At 63.6% G+C, this 17,840-nt stretch carries 12 protein-coding genes and 1 tRNA gene; all 13 read right to left on the bottom strand.

Going from position 1 to position 17,840, the window contains the following annotated elements; genetic code table 11:
- Position 1: 1 nt before the first annotated feature.
- The 13 genes from SHEL_RS05735 to SHEL_RS05675 all read right to left on the bottom strand — a co-directional run bounded on the left by SHEL_RS05735 (position 2) and on the right by SHEL_RS05675 (position 17,836).
- Positions 2-931, bottom strand: coding sequence for a diacylglycerol/lipid kinase family protein (locus SHEL_RS05735; protein WP_012798305.1), 930 nt, complete (start codon positions 929-931; stop codon positions 2-4).
- Positions 932-1,075: 144 nt separating this feature from the next.
- A complete protein-coding gene (locus SHEL_RS05730) occupies positions 1,076-1,288 on the bottom strand; it encodes a hypothetical protein (protein ID WP_012798304.1) in 213 nt (70 codons plus the stop codon).
- A 123-nt stretch (positions 1,289-1,411) separates the two neighbouring features.
- Positions 1,412-1,487 (bottom strand) — tRNA-Glu (locus SHEL_RS05725).
- Between the two features lie 1,116 nt (positions 1,488-2,603).
- Positions 2,604-3,893: a glutamate-1-semialdehyde 2,1-aminomutase gene (hemL, locus tag SHEL_RS05720; protein WP_012798303.1), complete on the bottom strand. Its 1,290-nt coding sequence runs from the start codon at positions 3,891-3,893 to the stop codon at positions 2,604-2,606.
- Positions 3,894-3,902: 9 nt separating this feature from the next.
- Entirely contained in the window at positions 3,903-6,212 is a 2,310-nt protein-coding gene (gene ahbD, locus SHEL_RS14835) for a heme b synthase (RefSeq protein WP_012798302.1), read from the bottom strand.
- Positions 6,213-6,215: 3 nt separating this feature from the next.
- Positions 6,216-7,208 carry a porphobilinogen synthase gene (gene hemB, locus SHEL_RS05710; protein ID WP_012798301.1) on the bottom strand — a complete coding sequence of 331 codons (993 nt, stop codon included), beginning with the start codon at positions 7,206-7,208 and terminating at the stop codon, positions 6,216-6,218.
- Entirely contained in the window at positions 7,208-8,401 is a 1,194-nt protein-coding gene (gene ahbC / locus SHEL_RS05705; RefSeq protein ID WP_012798300.1) for a 12,18-didecarboxysiroheme deacetylase, read from the bottom strand. The genes hemB and ahbC overlap by 1 nt, the downstream gene beginning before the upstream one ends.
- A gap of 26 nt (positions 8,402-8,427) precedes the next feature.
- Entirely contained in the window at positions 8,428-10,068 is a 1,641-nt protein-coding gene (cobA, locus tag SHEL_RS05700; protein ID WP_012798299.1) for a uroporphyrinogen-III C-methyltransferase, read from the bottom strand.
- On the bottom strand, positions 10,065-11,021 hold the full coding sequence (gene hemC, locus SHEL_RS05695; protein WP_012798298.1) for a hydroxymethylbilane synthase: 957 nt from the start codon (positions 11,019-11,021) through the stop codon (positions 10,065-10,067). The genes cobA and hemC overlap by 4 nt, the downstream gene beginning before the upstream one ends.
- A complete protein-coding gene (gene hemA / locus SHEL_RS05690) occupies positions 11,021-12,415 on the bottom strand; it encodes a glutamyl-tRNA reductase (RefSeq protein ID WP_012798297.1) in 1,395 nt (464 codons plus the stop codon). The genes hemC and hemA overlap by 1 nt, the downstream gene beginning before the upstream one ends.
- Complete coding sequence (locus SHEL_RS05685; RefSeq protein ID WP_169304507.1) at positions 12,412-13,125, bottom strand: precorrin-2 dehydrogenase/sirohydrochlorin ferrochelatase family protein; 714 nt, start codon at positions 13,123-13,125, stop codon at positions 12,412-12,414. The genes hemA and SHEL_RS05685 overlap by 4 nt, the downstream gene beginning before the upstream one ends.
- 445 nt (positions 13,126-13,570) lie before the next feature.
- Positions 13,571-15,118 carry a response regulator transcription factor gene (locus SHEL_RS05680; protein WP_012798295.1) on the bottom strand — a complete coding sequence of 516 codons (1,548 nt, stop codon included), beginning with the start codon at positions 15,116-15,118 and terminating at the stop codon, positions 13,571-13,573.
- A gap of 774 nt (positions 15,119-15,892) precedes the next feature.
- On the bottom strand, positions 15,893-17,836 hold the full coding sequence (locus SHEL_RS05675; protein WP_083762246.1) for a DUF4153 domain-containing protein: 1,944 nt from the start codon (positions 17,834-17,836) through the stop codon (positions 15,893-15,895).
- Between the last annotated feature and the right edge of the window lie 4 nt (positions 17,837-17,840).

Below are 17,840 nucleotides of genomic sequence, written 5' to 3'. Positions count from 1 at the left end.
ATTAGAACGCCACCCCCTCGCCCGCCAGGACGCGAAGCGCGCCGGGATGCATGGTCACATGGAACGTGCTGCCCTCGATCTTTTCGCCGTCGGCCTGGGCCGCGGGGGCCTCGTCGAAGGCGATGTCCAGAGCGGTTGCGCGTTCCATCCGCACGTGGGGCGAGTTCACGTGTCCCCCGCTTTTGGCACGCAGGAACAGCGCCGCCGCATGAAGGTTCGCCAGAGGCGGCACGGCCCGGCAGATGTCGAAGCGGCCGTCGGTGGGATCCGCATCAGGGCATATGCGCCAGCCGCCGCCGTAGGTGGGCCCGTTCTGCACGGCAAACATGAGCATGCCGCCGCGCCGAGGCTCTCCCCCGTCGACGCTGGCAGTATATGTATAGGGGCGCAGCTTGCGCAGCAGCTGTTCGGCACCTTCCTCAAGGTAAAGGCGGGTGCCCGTGTGGCCCGTGCGCATGCGGCGCGTATGGGTGCCGATGGCGATGGCCGCGTCGAAGCCGAAGGACAGCGTCTCGATGAACCACTCCCCGTTGACGTTGCCGATGTCGTAGGGTACGACGCGGGCGCGACTGAGCGCGGCAAGCGAGCCGGCCTGGTCGAAGGGGATGCGCAGTGTGCGGGCAAGGTCGTTTCCGTTGCCGCAGGGCAAGATACCGAAGACGGGCCTGGCCTGCTCAGGCAAGGTCATAACGCCGTTGAGCACCTCGTGGATCACGCCGTCGCCGCCCAGGGCGATGAGCGTGTCGAAGTCGGCAGAGCCGGCGCCCAGCTCCCTGGCGTGGCCAGCGTGCTCGGTGGCAACCACCTGCAGGGATTCAACGGTTTCGGGAAGGGCGTTTTCGGCCTGACGGAGCGAGGCAATGCGCCGGGCACCGACGCCGTTTTGCGCCGCTGGGTTCGCGACGACAAGCACCCGACCGAATCGATGCACCTCCGACCAGCTCCTCTTCTCTTCCCTACACCTCGGGGCCCGGCCCCGAGTTCCGTCCAAAACAGAATACCAATGAAAAATGGGGCTTTCCAACCCCATTCGACAATACATGACGGTTCCAGCCAAACGCGGCAACAGCGACGTTTAGCGTCCTTCGTAGGGACGCCAGTTCTGGGTGAACTCATCGGCAGACTTGTACGGCAAACGGCACGTTTCCATGTCGTCGGTGACTTCAATCCAGAAGCCCTCCCTGCCGAACTTGCGATCCAACGCGGAGACTTTGTACGCACGGCCAGGTTCAAGGTCGAGACAATTTGCAAGCATCCGCCGCCCGACAAACACCATGATCTCGCTCATGCATGCCTCCTTACCAATGCGCTGCCATCGTTCATTCCAATGCGCATAAGCCTACATAATATAAGCCAGGCGCAAGCCGAAACACACTCATAATCGGCGAATGAAACACATTTGAAACATTCGTGGTGCCCCCTGGAGGATTCGAATCTCCGTTACCGACGTGAGAGGCCGGCGTCCTTGGCCGCTAGACGAAGGGGGCCGAAGTAGTATACGAGAATGAGCGAGCCGAGTGCAGTGCGAATTCGGCACGTTGTACAAATCCACATGATATGCGACATGCGCCCACGGTATTTCCAAACGATGCGGCAGGTGCGGGCGGTTGCCCGCCGATGCGGTGGTTAGCGCGCGGCAATGAAGCCGGGCACGGCAACGGGGCCAACAGGGCCGCCGCTTCGGACGGCCGGGAGCGGCAACGGGGCCGGGCACGGCAACGGGATCGCCGCTTTCGGTGCGCGGCATCGCGGTCGGGGGCGGCAACGGGGCCGGGCACGGCAACGGGATCGCCGCTTTCGGTGCGCGGCATCGCGATCAGCCGTTCCATCCTGTTCTGCAGCGGCTTGATGCGCTGCTACCAAATCTGGAGCCCCCTTGAGGTAGGATAAGCGAGTTTTCTATATTGGCGACCGCTATTTGACCGCCCGGAAAGCCGCTCGACGGACAAAACCTGAGATATCAGCCTTGGAAATACCCTTTTAGACCCCCCTACGAGGGTTGGACGATATAGAAAACTCGACAATCCTACCTCATCGGGGTCTCTGATTTGGTATTGGGTCGTTTTGGACGCGTCTCCTATATCAGGGGCGTCGCCCTGGTTACTCCGGACAACTTCTCGGTTGGAGATTTGCCCGATTTTTGCACGAGAATTGGAGTTGTGCATTCAGTTTCGCGCGGATTGCTGAAAAACAGGCTCCGTCGAGAAATCCGACCTGGGCTTTTGCCGTTGCCAAACAGCCTTCGGAGCCGAGGGGAATGCACAACTTCAAACCTGATGCAAAAATCGACTGATTCGCCAACGCAAACCGCAGAGCATCAGCATTCCCGACGCTGAAGGCAGCATGGATGCCTCGGCGGCCTGGCGGGTTGCCCCGATGGCGCGCGATTGTGCCAGAGTCGACAGCCATCTTTTGCACATCGGCCTGCTCCTGCCGCAGTGATGGAAGCGTCAGATGCCTTGGATGTCTTTAACGGAATGACTGCCAAAACCCCAGGTGGTTCACTTGTTGATCTGTCCCTTTTGACACAAAAATGTGTCAAAAGGAAACGTCCCTACTGACACAGTGGGGCAAAGGGGGCTGTCCCCTTTGCCCCAATCGGGTTACAGGGTCATGAGGGTGCGACGTGCTGCGGCGGCGAAGGCGCGGATGTCGTCCTCGGTGTGGGCCGCACTCACGAACAGGGCCTCGAACTGGCTCGGAGCAATGAGGTAGCCCTCCTCCAGCATGCCCTTGAAGTAACGGGCGAAGGCATCGGTGTCGCATTTCGCGGCGTCGGTCCAGTTGCGCACGGGTCCTTGGGTGAAGAACAGGGTGGCGACGCTGCCGAACTGGTTCACGCAGGCGGTCACGCCGGCGTCAGCTGCGGCCTCACGCAGCAGCTGAGCCAAAAGCGAGCCCTTGGCCTCCAGATCCTCATACACGCCCGGGGTCTGCAGCTTGGTAAGCTGGGCCAGCCCCGCAACCATGGCGACAGGATTGCCGGACAGCGTGCCCGCCTGATACACAGGGCCCGTGGGCGCCAAAGCCTCCATCACCTTGGCCGACCCGCCGACGCATCCTACCGGGAACCCACCGCCGATGATCTTGCCGAAGGTGCAGATGTCTGCGGTAATGCCGAACTTCTCCTGGGCGCCGCCCAAAGCCACACGGAATCCCGTGATGACCTCGTCGAATATCAGCAGCGCGCCGTATTGGGTGCACAGTTCGCGCAGGCCCTCGAGAAAACCCGGCTCGGGCGCTACCACGCCCATGTTGCCCGCCACGGGCTCCACGATGACGGCCGCGATGGTCTCGGGCTCGGCCTCGAACAGGGCACGCACCGCGTCAACGTCGTTGTAGGGCGCCACGATGGTGTCGCTGGCGGTCTTGGCGGTCACGCCCGGCGTATCGGGAATGCCCAGCGTGGCCACGCCACTGCCGGCGCTCACCAAAAGCGAGTCGCTGTGGCCGTGGTAGTTGCCTTCGAACTTGATGAACTTGTCGCGGCCGGTGTAGCCGCGGGCCAGACGGATGGCCGTCATGGTGGCCTCGGTGCCCGACGACACCATGCGCACCTGCTCAACCCCGGGTACGATCTCGCAGATCTTGTCGGCCAGGGCGATCTCGGCTTCACAGGGCGCGCCGTAGGACACGCCGCGATCGAGCTGTGCGCGAACGGCGCCCAGCACGTCCTCGTCTCCGTGGCCGAAGATCATCGGACCCCAGGAGCAGATGAAATCGACGTACTCGTTGCCGTCGACGTCCCACACGCGGCTTCCTTTGGCGTGGTCGTAGAACACGGGGTCGCACCCCACCTTGCCGAAGGCGCGCACAGGCGAATTCACCCCGCCGGGGATGACGGTGCGCGCGTGCGCGAAATCACGGGTGGAAGTCTGGCGGTCGAAAGTCATGACACTCTCCTATTCGGCCTCGTCGAAGTATTTCATCGACGTCTTTTTGAACTCCTTGGTGGACACCAGCACCTGCGGACCTTCGAAGTCCACGCCGGCGTCCGTAAGCGCCGCAGCGAGCTCCGCCGCGAAGGCGGCCATCTCCTCGTCGCTTTGCGCATGCACCATACCATACAGATTGGCGTTCCAGCCGCCCGTCCGCGGACGAGCATAGCAATGCGACACATGCGGGCTTGCGGCAAGCACCGCGCCAGCGGCGTCGGCCTGTTCGTCGGGAACGTTCCAGACCGTCATGCCGTTGACGGAGAAACCCATCTTGCGGTGGCGCACGATGGCACCCACACGCCGGGCCTCGCCGTTGCCGGCAAACTCGCCTAAACGCTTGATGACCTGCGCTTCCGTCACCTCGCGGCCCAGCGCCTCGCTCAGCTGCCGGGCACCCTCGGCATACGGGGCGTCAACCAGCTTGCCGCCGACTCGGGCGATGTCGCCCTGCGACCAGCGCACGAGCTCCACGTCGAAGGGGTCGCACGGATCGAAAGCCGGGCCCGGCTCGTAGGTCGGCGCCACATCCGCGGAGGGACGGGCCGCCTCGTCCTGAGCGGCCTTAAGCGAGCGGGGCTTCTTGTAGCTGGAGCCCGCGCCCTTCTTCAAATCCACGCGAATCTTGTAGGTCTTGCTGGCGGGCATGTCCAGCACGGGCAGGCCGCAGGCGGACTCGATCGCAGCCAGGATGTCGCGCTTGACCTGCAGGTCGCGGGCGATGACCGTGAACCACAGGTTGTATTCGGAATTCCTCAGGTAATTGTGGGTGACCTGGGGATATTCGCTCACGACAGCAGCAACCTCGTCCACGCGGCCCTCGGGCACGCGCATGGCGCACAGACTGGAGACGTAACCCAGCTTGGCCGCGGCGAAGCTGGCGCCGATGCGGCGGATCGTCCCCTTCTTGTACAGGCGCTCCACGGCCCCGCGCACGTCCTCCTCGTGGAAGCCGAGACGCTCCGCCATGGATGCATACGGGTTTTCGCACACCGGGAACCCGGTCTGGATGATATCCATGACGCGGTCCTCGGCGAACTTCCGGGGCACGTAGGCGCAATAGGGCTCTTCCTCCAGGTAGTCGCCGTACAGCGACAGCGCGCGGGCACGGCATCCGCCGCACACGCTCTTGTATTCGCAGGCGCCGCACTTGCCCTTGAGGCGGTCGTAATGACGCAGGTCATCGAAGACCGGCGAATTGGTCCAGATCTCCGAGAACGGGGTTTCCTTCACGTTGCCCAGCTGCATGTCGAAGTAGCCGCAGGGCTGCACGTCGCCCACATGACTGATGAAGACGAAGCTGATGCCGCCCAAGCAGCCGCGGGTCATGGCCTCCATGCCGTGCGTCTCGGGGGTCACCTTGATGCCGTCCAGGGCCGCCTGCTGGCGCATGATGCGGTAGTACTGGGGCGAGTCCGTTGGCTTGAAATGCATGGGCGAGGTCTTGTGGCGGTTATAGGCCCAGGTCAGAACCTCTTCGTACTCGTCGGGCGTCAGTTCAACGTCGATAAGGTCCTCGCCGCGGCCCGTGGGCACCAGCAAGAACGGGTGGAACGCCACCGCGCCCAGCTCCTGTGCCAGGTCGTGGATGTCGTCCACCAGCAGGTTGTTCATCTTGGTGATGGTGGTGTTGATCTGCACCCCCACGCCGTGCTTCTGCAGGTTCTTGATGCCTTCGACGGTGCCTTCGAAGGCACCCTTCTCGCCGCGGAAGGCGTCCTGGCCCTCAGCGTCGGGAAAGTCGATGGACACCGACACGCGCGGGATGCCGTGTTCGGCGATCTTTTTTGCGGTCTCGTCGTCGATCAGCGTGCCGTTGGTGCCGATGACCGGGTGCAGGCCCTTCTCATGGGCGTAGTCGATGATCTCCCAGATGTCCTTGCGCATGAGGGGCTCGCCGCCCGTCAGGATGAGGATCGGGTCGGTGATCGAGGCGATGTCGTCCATGACGGCCTTGCACTCGTCCAGCGACAGCTCGCCGGGATACGGGGTGCAGTGGGCCGCCGCGCGGCAATGGGCGCAGGCCAGGTTGCAGCTGCGGGTGATTTCCCATGCCACAATCTTGGGCGCCTTGATGCCCGTGCGCTCCTCGTAGGCCTGGGCGGCCGGGCCGGCGCCGGGACGGTAGCCGCGGCGTCCAGACATGGAGCTCTTGTCACCTTCGGCCAGCATCTTCTTCACCCATTCGGGCATCTTCCCGGTTTTAGGGATGCCTGCGGGGTGCTTCAGCGGTATACCGCCGGGATGTCCGCCGGGGTGCTTCTTCTCGTGTTCCATAGGCTATTCCTCAGAAAGCCAACGTGCAGCTTCTTTCGCATGATAGGTGATGATTACGTCTGCGCCGGCGCGCTTGATGGAGGTCAGAAGCTCCAGCACGACGCGCTTCTCGTCGATCCAGCCGTTGGCAGCCGCGGCCTTGATCATGGCGTATTCGCCCGACACGTTGTAGGCCGCCGTGGGGAAATTGAACTCGCGCTTCACGCGGTTCAGCACGTCCAGGTAAGGCAACGCGGGCTTGACCATGACGAAGTCGGCGCCCTCGGCGATGTCCAGGGCGGCTTCGCGCACGCCTTCCTCAACGTTGGCGGGATCCATCTGGTAGGCGCGGCGGTCGCCGAAGGCCGGGGCCGAATCGGCGGCGTCGCGGAAGGGCCCGTAGAAGCCGCTCGCGTACTTGGTGGAATAGGACATGATGGGCACGTTCTCGAATCCGGCCTGGTCAAGGGCGGAACGGATGGCGGCGATGCGCCCGTCCATCATGTCGGAGGGAGCCACCATGTCGGCTCCGGCGGCAGCATGGCTTACGGCCTCGGCGGCCAGAAGCTCAAGCGTGGGGTCGTTCATCACGTACCCCGTCTCGTCCAGCTTGCCGCAATGGCCGTGGCTGGTGTACTCGCACAGGCACACGTCGGTGATCACGTACATTTCGGGCGCATGGGCCTTGATCACGCGGCATGCCTCCTGCACGATGCCGTGCTCGTCGTAGGCTTCGCTTCCCACCTCGTCCTTGTGGGACGGCAGGCCGAACAGCAGCACCGCGGGCACGCCGCAATCGGTAAGCTCGTCGATCTCGGCGGGCAGCGTGTCCAGCGACACCTGGTACACGCCGGGCATGGAGGGAACCTCCTCGTGCTTGCCTTCGCCGGGCATGACGAACAGCGGGTAGATGAAGTCCGCGGCGGAAATCTGCGTCTCGCGGATGAAGGAGCGCACCGTGGCGTTGGCGCGCATGCGGCGCGGACGGTACGCAGGGAATTTTCCGTACTCGGTCATTAGGAGATCTCCTCATCGGTCAGGTAGCATGCAGGGTCGGGCGCCCACAAATCGCCCGTGGCGGCCTCGGCGCGCACGCGGAAGTTGCCGTTGCAGATGTCGAGCCACTTGCACGTGGCGCAGCGTCCCTTGACGAAGGGGCGCTTGTCCTTCAGGCGGAACATGAGCTCGCTGCGCTCGTCGGTGCGGGACTTGTCGCTCCAGATCTCGGAGAACGGACGGTCCTTCACGTTGCCGAAGGAGAAGTGGCGCCAGAACTGGTCGGCGTACACTTCGCCGTCCCAGCTCACACACCCGATGCCGTTGCCGGTGGAGTTGCCCTTGTTCATCATCAGGAGCTGGTACACGTCGGCGGCGCGCTCGGGGTCTTCTTTCAGCAGCTCGTGGTACACGAACACGCCGTCGGCGTGGTTGTCCACGGTCAGGATCTCGGGCTTTCCGCCCTCGTCGAACCACTGCTTGGTCAGGTCCATGATCAGGCGCACGGCCTGGCGGGTTTCCTCGTGGTTCAGATCCTCGTTCATGATCTCGCTGCCGCGGCCGGTGTAGACCAGGTGGTAGAAGCAGGCGCGGTTGATCTTCTCTTTCTTCATGATCTCGAAGACCTCGGGAAGCTCGCGCCAGTTGCGCTTGTTGATGGTCATGCGCAGGCCCACCTTGATGCCGGCGTTGCGGGAGTTGCGGATGCCTTCCATGGAGCGCTCGAAGGAGCCGGGCACGCCGCGGAACTTGTCGTGGGTCTCAGGCACGCCGTCGATGGACACGCCCACGTAAGACAGGCCCACCTTGGCGTACTCTTCGGCCTTTTCGGGCGTGATGAGCGTGCCGTTGGTGGAGATGACCACGCGCATGCCCTTCTGCTTGGCGTAGCCCATGAGCTCCACCAGGTCGGGGCGGATGGTGGGCTCGCCGCCGGAGAACAGCAGCACGGGGCAGCCGAACGCGGCCAAGTCGTCGATCATGGTCTTGGCTTCGTCGGTGGTCAGCTCGTCGTAGCGCTGGGCGTCGGAGCCAGCGTAGCAGTGCACGCACTTCAGGTTGCAGGTGCGGGTGCAGTTCCACACCACCACGGGCTTCTTGTCCTCGGCGAACTGGAGCAGGTGGCTGGGCATGTCCTTGGCGGCATGGCCCCGGTAGCGAAGCGCATCGGACGCCTCGACGGCGCCGCAGTACAGTTTCGAAATTCCGATCATCAAATCCCCCTTTGACTGGTGGTGTTCTAACGTTCGTAGGCTTTGCGGATGCACGCGACCAAGCCCGGGATGGTGTAGGTGTCGGCCTGGTGCACGTTGGTCAGGCCCAGCTTGGCCAACGTCTGCGTAGTGATGGGCCCGATGGAGAACAAATCCAGTTTTGACAGCGTCTCAACTGCGCCTTCTCCCAACATGGCCACAAGGTTTCGGGCCGTGGACGACGAAGTGAACGTGACCGCGTCGACTTCGCCGTTGACGATGCGGCCGCACAGCTCGGCGGTCTGCTCGTCGGCGGGACGGCGGGTTTCGTACACAGGCGCCACGGTGGCTTCGCAACCTGCCTCCGCAAGCATTTCGGGCAACGTCTCGCGGGCCTCCTTCGCACGTGCGATGAGGATCTTGTCCCCCGCGGCCAGGCCGGCAGCTCGCATCGCGTCGAAGACAGCTTCGGCGCGGTATTCACCGGGGACCGCATCGGGCATGATTCCATGCCGTGTGAGGGCATCCGCGGTTGCAGGTCCGATGGCCGCCACCCGCAAACCTGCGAGAGTCCGTGTGTCACGGGTCTGCTTGGGGCTTCCACCGACAGCGGATGCGCAGGGCTCCGCGAGACGCTTGAAGAACCGATCGACCCCGTTCACACTGGTGAACACGAGCCAATCGTAGTCAGCGATGCGCTCGATGGCGGCATCGATGACGTCGAAAGATGAAGGGTCGCAGATTTCGATGGTCGGGATTTCGACCACGTCCGCGCCCAGGTCGCGCAACAGTACGGAGAAGGTTCCCGCCTGCGTGCGGGAGCGGGTCACCACGATGCGGCGGCCGAACAGCGGCGCGTTCTCGAACCACTGCAGGCGCTCGCGCAAGGCCACCACGGGCCCCACCACCGTCATGACCGGGGCCTCGAAGCCCTCCTCGCGGGCGCGCTCTGCCACGGTGTCCAGGGTGGCCGTCAGCGTACGCTGGCAGGCCATGGTTCCCCACTGGACCAGGGCCGCGGGCGTTTCGGGCGCCACGCCCCGCTCCGTCAGCTGAGCGCAGATGTTGGGCAGGTTGCGCATGCCCATGTAGAAGCAGAGCGTGCCGCCGCTTTTGGCGAGCCCTGCCAGGGTGTTCCAATCGATGTCGGATTCGGCCTTGGTCGGATCCTCGTTGCCGGTTATGAAGGTGACCGACGCCGCCACGCGGCGGTGGGTCACGGGGATGCCGGCATAGGCTGGTGCGGCAACGCCGCTGGTCACGCCAGGGACTATTTCGAAGGGCACGCCGGCCTGCTCAAGCGCCAGGGCCTCTTCCCCACCCCGTCCGAAAACGAAGGGGTCTCCGCCTTTGAGCCGCACGATGACGGGCGTCTTGGGTGCGTCGCCTTCGGCACGCAGATCGCCTTCCACGGCGGCCAGACGGGCCTGGTAGGCAGCGTCCAGCTCGAAGGCCTTGTCAACCAGCAGCTGGTTGATGCCGTCCTGGCCGATGTGCTTGGCGAAGCCCTTCTTGCCCACGTACATGAGCTCGGCGTCGGGCCGGGCGTAGGCCAGAAGCTCCGCGTTGGACAGGTAGTCGTACACCACCACATCGGCGCGGCCGATGAGCTGAGCGCCCTTGACGGTGATCAGGCCCGCATCGCCGGGACCAGCGCCCACCAGGTATATTTTCGTCGAGCACATCATTGTCCGGTGTCCTTGCCGTTCTTGATGTCGCGCAGGATGGCGCGGGCACCTTCGCCGATAAGTTCGCTCACAACTTCCCAGGCCATGTCCATGGGGTCGGCGGAATCCGCGTCGGCCTCCAGGTGGCAGCGGGCCGCCTTGGTACCGCCCAGCGAAAGCACGCAGGCGTCGAAGATGTACTTTCCGTCCTCAAGACGGCAGTGCGCGCCGATGGGGGCCGAGCAGCCGCCCTCAAGCGAGAACAGCACGAAGCGTTCGGCATCGGTGCAGGCCTTGGTCACGGGGTCGTTCAGGGCGCGGGCTATTTGATAGGCGCGCTCGTTTTTCTTCAGGACCTCCATAGCGATGGCGCCCTGACCAGGAGCGGGAATCATGTCTTCGATGGGAAGGTACGCCGCGATGTGGTCCTCGTAGCCCATGCGCTTCATGCCGGCGGCCGCCAGGATGGCGCCTTCGTAATCGTCGCCTTCGGCCTTGGCCACGCGGGTGTCAACGTTGCCGCGGATGCCTTCGGGCACCATGTTGGGGAAGTTGGCCTTCAGCTGGGCCACGCGGCGGCGCGACCCGGTGCCGATGCGGCTGCCTTCGGGCACCTCGGCCAAGCTTGCGGCCTGGATGCGCGGGCCGCACACCAGCACGTCGCGGGCGTCGGCGCGAGGCAGCACGCCCGCCACCACGCAGCCCTCGGGCTGTTCGGTCTCCAGGTCTTTAAGGGAATGGACGCACATGTCCACTTCGCCCAGCAAAAGGTCGGTTTCCAGCTCGCGGGTGAACAGGCCCTTGTCGCCGATTTCGGCCAAGGGCGAGGCAAGGTTGATGTCGCCGGTGGTGTTGCGCACGCGGATTTCCACCTCTATCTCGGGAAACGCGCGCATGATGGCACGACCCACGGTTTCGGTCTGCCACAAAGCAAGCTTGCTTCCGCGGGTGCCGATAACGAATCGTTCTGGCATTACTCTTTCTCCCCTGTTCTGCATTGGGTCTGATGGTCGGCGGGTACGCCGTGGGGGCACGGCAGGCCGTCTTTGCAGGGGTGCCCGCAAGGCCTGTGGTGCGTGCCGGCCGGGAACGTGTCCAACCCGAAGAGGTAGCGGGCGGCGCCGGTATAGTAGTAGGAATCGGCCGAATTGGCCTCTTTGCGCAGGCGGACGGTGGGTCCGTGCAGCAGCTTCTTCACGATGGCCTCGCCGTACGCGTGCAGGATGGCCTCTTCCTCGTCGGAAAGCTGCTGGCCGCGCTCTTTGGCAAGCGCCTTGGCTGCGCGGGAGAATTCCTGGTCAAGAAACGCGTTGCCCTTGTCGTACATGTCCTTGATGGTGGGCAGGACGTTGCGGGTCTGCATCCACTGGAGGAACTCCTCTTCGGCTTCGGCGACCATGCGCTCCACGTCGGCGACGGACGCCAGGCGCTCGGCCAGGCCGTCGTCCACGATGCCTTTGAGGCTTTCCAGGTTGTACAGGGAAACGCCTTCCAAGTCGTTGCAGGCGTCTTCTATGTCGCGGGGCACGGCCTCGTCCACCATGATCATGCGCTTGCCAGCGGTGCCGGCGGCTTCGCGGGCCTGCTCCAGCTTTGCGGCGCGGATAACAGGCTCGGGCGCGGCGGTCATGGAGAACACGATGTCGCTTTCGGCGGCCAGCTGGTACAGGTCGGCGAAATCGCCCGCCTTGATGCCGTGCTCGGCGGCGAAGGCCTGGGCATGCTCAAGGGAGCGGCTCACCACGGTGACGTCGGTCATTTTGGCGTCCACGAAGTACGTGGCTGCCAGGGCGGCCATCTCACCTGCGCCGACGATGAGCGCGCGGCACTTGGCGATGTTCGGGAACACCATGCTGGCCACCTTGAAGGCGGTGGTGGAAAGCGAGACGGAATCGGTGCCGATGCCGGTCTCGGTGCGGGCGCGCTTGCCCAGACGCAGGGCGCTCTTGAATAGCTCCGTCATGACGTCGTTGCAGGTGCCGGCTTCGGACGCGGCTTCGAAGGCGCGTTTGGTCTGGCCCAGGATCTGGGCCTCGCCCAGCACCTGGGAGTCCAGCGAGCACACCACGCGGAACAGGTGCTCGGTGGCGTCCATGCCGCGCTCTGTGTAGTAGAGCGAACGGTCCAGCGGCTCTCCGTTGCGTTTGGCGAACCATTCTTCCAGCACGTTCAAGCCGATGCGGTCGGTCTTGGCGTCCACGTACACTTCCACACGGTTGCAGGTGGAAAGCACCAAGGCGCCGTCGATGTCTTCGCAGGAGTTCAGGTCGATGTCGGCCTGGATGATTTCCTCGGCGGGGACGGCTACGCGCTCGCGGCATTCGATCGGAGCGGTCTTGTAGCTCATGCCCATGGTTACCATGCTCATGCCGCCACCTCGATTCCGAGGTCCTTGGCCAGAGGCATCACGATGGTTTCGAACACCTCAACGGCGGAGATGGTTTCGCCGTTCTTGATGCGGTCTTCCAGCCCGGCGGCGCTGACGGCCTCGTAGAGCGGCGTGCGGATGCTGGCGGGGCCGGGCACATGGGCCTTCACCAGGTTCCGGACGTCGCCCAGCAGGTCCACGTAGTCTTCCCAATACGCGGGGTATTGCTCTTCGAGCCTGCGGCGGATCTTTTTGGCCACCGTGGGCGCGGCGCCGGCGGTGGACACGGCCACCTGCAGCTTGCCGCGGCGCATGATGGACGGGACAATGCAGTTGCACAGGTGCGGCACGTCGACCACGTTGACGAGCATGTGGCGCTCGACCGCTTCGGCGTAGGCGGCTTCGTTCACGGGCGTATTGTCCGTAGCGACGACGGCCAGGATGGCGCCTTCCAGATCGCCATGCTTGTAGCAGCGCTGGATGTAGGAGATGCGGCCTTCTTCGGCCAGCTTCAGGACGGTCTGGGTGGCCTTCGGCGCGATGGCGGTAACCGTGGCGCCGCAATCCAGCAGCGTCTCGATCTTGCGTTCGGCGACACGACCGGCGCCGATGACGACGACGTCCAGCTCCTCAAGATAGATGAACAGCGGATAGGGCGCGAAGTCCTGGGTGGCTTCCTTTTGGGAGATGTTGAGACTTGGTTTGGTCATGGTACGTTTCTCTTTTGCGAGCCGCATGCAGCTCGCAAGACCCCCTTTTTGTAACTCGACAATTTTCGAAGCGCTCAGGCGCAATTCGACTTTTGCTGGAATACATGCTAGCGAACCAGATTCGAAAATCCACCTGCCCGTATTGCCAGTTTCCCGCATTGCTAGCCATTACCTACCTATCAGAGTTGCTAGGTATCTTCTGACCTGGCATTTTGCACACAATATAAAAGCGGTGCTTCTCACATAATGACAATTTGTAACCTAAAATGAGACACTTCCCAACCCTTTGTTCGGCTTCTGGATTTGCAGGTTTTGTGTCCGAAAACCATATCTAAACATTGGTTAATGCTGTTATCGCGATTAGAAAATGGAGCCTCCCCCATTAGATGTGAGGTCTTTTTCGCACCGGCGGAGCACTTCCCGCATGGACGTCGCGAGGGACGGGTTATTCTTGGGCGTTGGCGATTTCGATGAGCTCGGTGCGGGAGTGGATGTCCAGCTTGCGATAGACGTTCTGCTGATGGAAGCGCACCGTGCTGGCGGACACCACGAGCTTCTCGGCGATGTAGGTGGACGAGAAGCCCTGCGCGGTCAGGGCCGCTATCTCTTTCTCACGGGCCGTCAGGCCGTACTGTTTGCCGATCTGTTCGAAGCGCTCCTCGATGGTCATCGGGGCAGGCGCGGGTTCGGGCTCGGGCTCGGGTTCAGGCTCGGGTTCGGGCTGGGCTACGGCTGCGGTCTGCTCGGCTTCGGCCACCTCCATCTGCTGCGCGAGCTCGGGGTTTTCGCTCTTCAGCTGTTCGAAGGACTCGACAGCGATGCGCTCGATGCGCTCGGCCTCGCCATGATTGGAGGTGCGGCCCATGAAGCCCCACGAAACGGCGAACAGGATGATCATGCCCACGGCCATAAGGCCCGCCACGCTGCTCAGACTGCTGATGCTCTCGGGCAGGGCGCGGGCGGTGATGCCGCCCAGGTGCGACACCAAAAAGCTGTTGGTGAGCACCAGCACAACGCCGACGATCATGTGGCGCGGCACTTTGATCTCGTGGAAGATGGCCGGGAAAATCATCCAATGCAGGAAGTGGTAGCAGAACATGGAGGCCAGAAGGAAGCCCATGCACAGGGGCATGACGCTCTCGGCCACGAGGAAGCAGCTGCACAGCGAGCACATGAGCAGCACGAACGTAGGCAGCCACACGCGGTCGGCCCAGAGCTTGGTGCGCAGCATGATCAGGCACGACGCGCCGATGGTCAACAGGATGGAAATGCCGAACACGATGTAGTTGGCGCCGTCGCTGAAGGACCAGAAGAACTCGAGGGACATGCCGTACAGCACCGTGCCGATGGAGCCGCACACGATGATCATGATGAGGGTGAACCACGGGATCTGGCGCAGGTCGGCGCGGGTGAGCCTGCCGTCGGGGATGCACGATTCGAAATCGGGATCCACCGCCAGCATGCTGAACGACGACAGCAAGGCCGAAAGGATGACCACGGCCATCTGCGGCGCCGTGGGCAGATAGGGACCGCCCATGAGGATGGCGCCCGCCAGCACCAGGCCGGAAAGCGTCACCTCCATGATGCGCTTCATGTCGTAGCTGGACAGAAGCAGCATCCACGCGTACAGCAGAATGCCGTTGGACGCGCCGGCCATCAGGGCCACAAGGGCGCCCAGCGAGCCGTTGCCCGAGAAGGTGAAGATGGCCGTCGAGAACGTCATGAGCACGCCCGCTGCGACGACGGCGATGCCGTTGATGCGCAGGGTGTTGCGGTATCCGCCGATGGCGATGACCGCGATGGTGAACAGACGAGCGAAAGAACGCAGCAGATAGAACGTGTCTTGCGGCGTGGTGGAGCCGATTTGCATGTAACCTTCGAACCCTTCGCCAAGCATGCGGCTGTAGGCGATCATGCAGCCGAAACCGATGACCGCATAGATCAGCATCTTGCGGTCATGGGTTTGTGCACGTTGTTCTTTCAGGCTTTGCATAAATCCATATTGTACGGGTTTTTCTTGTTATGCGAGATTGCAATTCTGCAAACACCAAAATACAACGAAGTCACAAGGGGGGATGCGCAGGCACGGGCGTTATGACTGGTTGGGGGTATGCGGAGGCGCGGGCGTCATGCCTGGCTGGACGTGCACGAAGGCACGGGCGTCTTACCTGGCTGGGCGTACATGGAGGTGCATCGGCACGCACATCCTTCATTGCAATGCATTGAAAGGCGGCGGTCGCGGCGCAACCCATCGGTCCAGACGGCCTTTACCACTTCAGAGACCCGCTTGAGGTAGGATAAGCGAGTTTTCTATACGCGAGGGGCTGGTTTGCACGTCAAAAAGCGGGTTTTGAGCGCTCCAACCCCTTGCTTCAGCGCTCGGACGGCGCTTCGGGGCATCGTTTCGGGTCGCGGGATATAGAAAACTCGCTTATCCTACCTCATCCATGTCTGGAAAGTGGTAACGGACGGAAACGTGCCGCTTGCAGGAGCCACGTGCGCGCCTGCGAGCTCAGGCTTCGGCCGCGTGCCGCTTGCAGGAGCCACGTGTGCGTCTGCAAACGCGGGTTTCAGCACCAGGCCGAACGCGGACGCCGCGCCTGCGTCTGCGAGGCGCGGGCTTCAGCCCGCTCGAGCAAGCGCAGCATCGGCCGGCCTGCGCTTTCGGGAGAAACCCCAGGTCACAAAAAGGACGGGGCCCGCAAGAGCCCCGTCCCGAACAGGCGCCGGATACGCCGTGCAAGCGCTGCACCAGGCAAAACGCCAGCTAGTCGATTACCCAGTACGGGAGGCACTGGTACTGCCAGGCGATGTAGCCCTCCCCCTCTTTATGGAACAGCGTGTCCCTGTAGCTGTAACTGATTTCCAAAGGCTCGCCGGAGTCCGCCAGCACAGACTCGCACTGCTGATGTATATAGTAGGCGTCCGAGCCGATCGACGCTTGGGACGTGGCCGCATACAGGCGCTCGATGGCGGGTTTGGACTCGTAGGACAGGTTGCTGAGGTAGTCCACATCCGGATCGGCGATGTCGCCCGCCAGGTAATGGTCCACGTTGTAGTTCGCGATCTGCGTCGCGGGCATCGACACCGAGAAGCCGATCCACAGGGCAAGGCCTGCCACGAACGCCACGGCGAACACCTTGAACTCGCGGTAGAACAGGCGCACGGTCAGGGCCACGATGACCACCGCCACCCAAGCCATACCCACATAGGTGAGCGCGCGCTCCATAGAGAAGCCGTAGGCCTGCACGTACATGGTCATGCGCCACAGCGACGACACCAGTACCACCAGCGTGAGCACCTGAAGCAGAACCGCGAAGGCGCGCATGGCCGTTACCAGGCCGCGCTCCTTGTCCACGATGCGCATGCCCACATAGGTCATGACCACGTTGATGCACACGACCAGAATAAGCTGGAAGAAGCCCTGCCGAGCGTAGGCCGCGTAGCCGTCGGCAAGCACGGGAGATTCCACGCCGCCGAACAGGTAGACAACCTGCACGCCTGCGAACAGGAGATACACCGTGTCCATGATGACGAGTACGGTCAGCACGGTGGCGGGAGGCACAGTGCCGCGCGGCAGCGGCGGGTCGAACTGACGGCCGGCCAAGTAGCCGTCGTCGTGGGTGAGGTTCCACAGAAGCGCCGCCAGAGGAGCTGCGGCCAGCATGAGGTAGACCAGATGCCCCACGATGTCCCAGATGTCGAGGCGCGCAAGCCACTCGCCAATGCGGCCGAAGATGTGGCCGAACACAGCGTCGGCGGAAGCCAGCAGCGGCAGCACGACCACCAGCAGGCCGCAAGAGATCAGCACGCCGACAAGCACGCCCTCGGACAGGCGCTTGTCCGAGGCGGTCTGCCCCGCGGAGTCAACGGTGCCGCCCTTGCGGAAGACGGCCTTCATGGGCCAAGTTGCGCGGTAGAACATGCTCCGTATGGTGAAACCCCAGCTGGTCAGCAGCGTATGCATGCGCAGGAAGGCGCCGTTCCACATGCCGGAAAGAGCCAGCATGGCCATGGGGTAAAGCCCCAGAAGCACCAGGCAGCTGAAGAACCTGAGCTGGCCGTTGGCCGTAAGCGCAGGCAGGACGGACACGACTGCGGTGGCGCCCATAAGCGACAGGGACCATCGGTCGTAGCGCGCCCTCTTGCCCAGGGCGATGCATGCCAGCACCAGCGACGCGCAGGTCAGCACGGCAATGCCGATGCCGGGCGTGGTCGGCGTGCCCCAGTAGTAGTACCAGGGGAAGTCGTCGAAGTCGAACACCTGCACCCAGAAGATGGCCTGGACCAGGCCGAGTATCGCCACGAGGGTATCGTGCTGGGTGAACTCGTACGGGGGCTTGAGCGGCAATGCCGGGTTCGGGCCCCCGCCGAACGCGGCTTGGGGCTGCGGCTGCGGCGCGGAGCCCGGTGCGGTTGCGTACTGCGGCGCTGGCTGAGTCACAGGCTGGGCCTGAGGCGCGGGCGCGTACTGCGGCGCGGCAGCGGTTGCGGATTGGGAACCTGTCGCAGCTTGAGGCGCGGCTGCCGGCGCGGGCGCGGGCGCGGCGGGTTGCGGCGCGGAGCCGGGTGCGGGCGAACCCGCGGGTGCAGGCGCCGACGCGTTCCAGCCGACGGGCGGAACGGGCGCTCCCCCGCCTGTCTGGGGATTCGAAGGTGCGCTCTGCTGAGGGTACCCGTCGGGCACCCCGTTGAAACTCTGATTTGACATGGGG

Origin of the sequence: Slackia heliotrinireducens DSM 20476 (assembly GCF_000023885.1) — a bacterium.
Taxonomy (GTDB): Bacteria; Actinomycetota; Coriobacteriia; order Coriobacteriales; family Eggerthellaceae; genus Slackia; species Slackia heliotrinireducens.
This window is presented reverse-complemented; position numbering and strand designations above follow the sequence as displayed.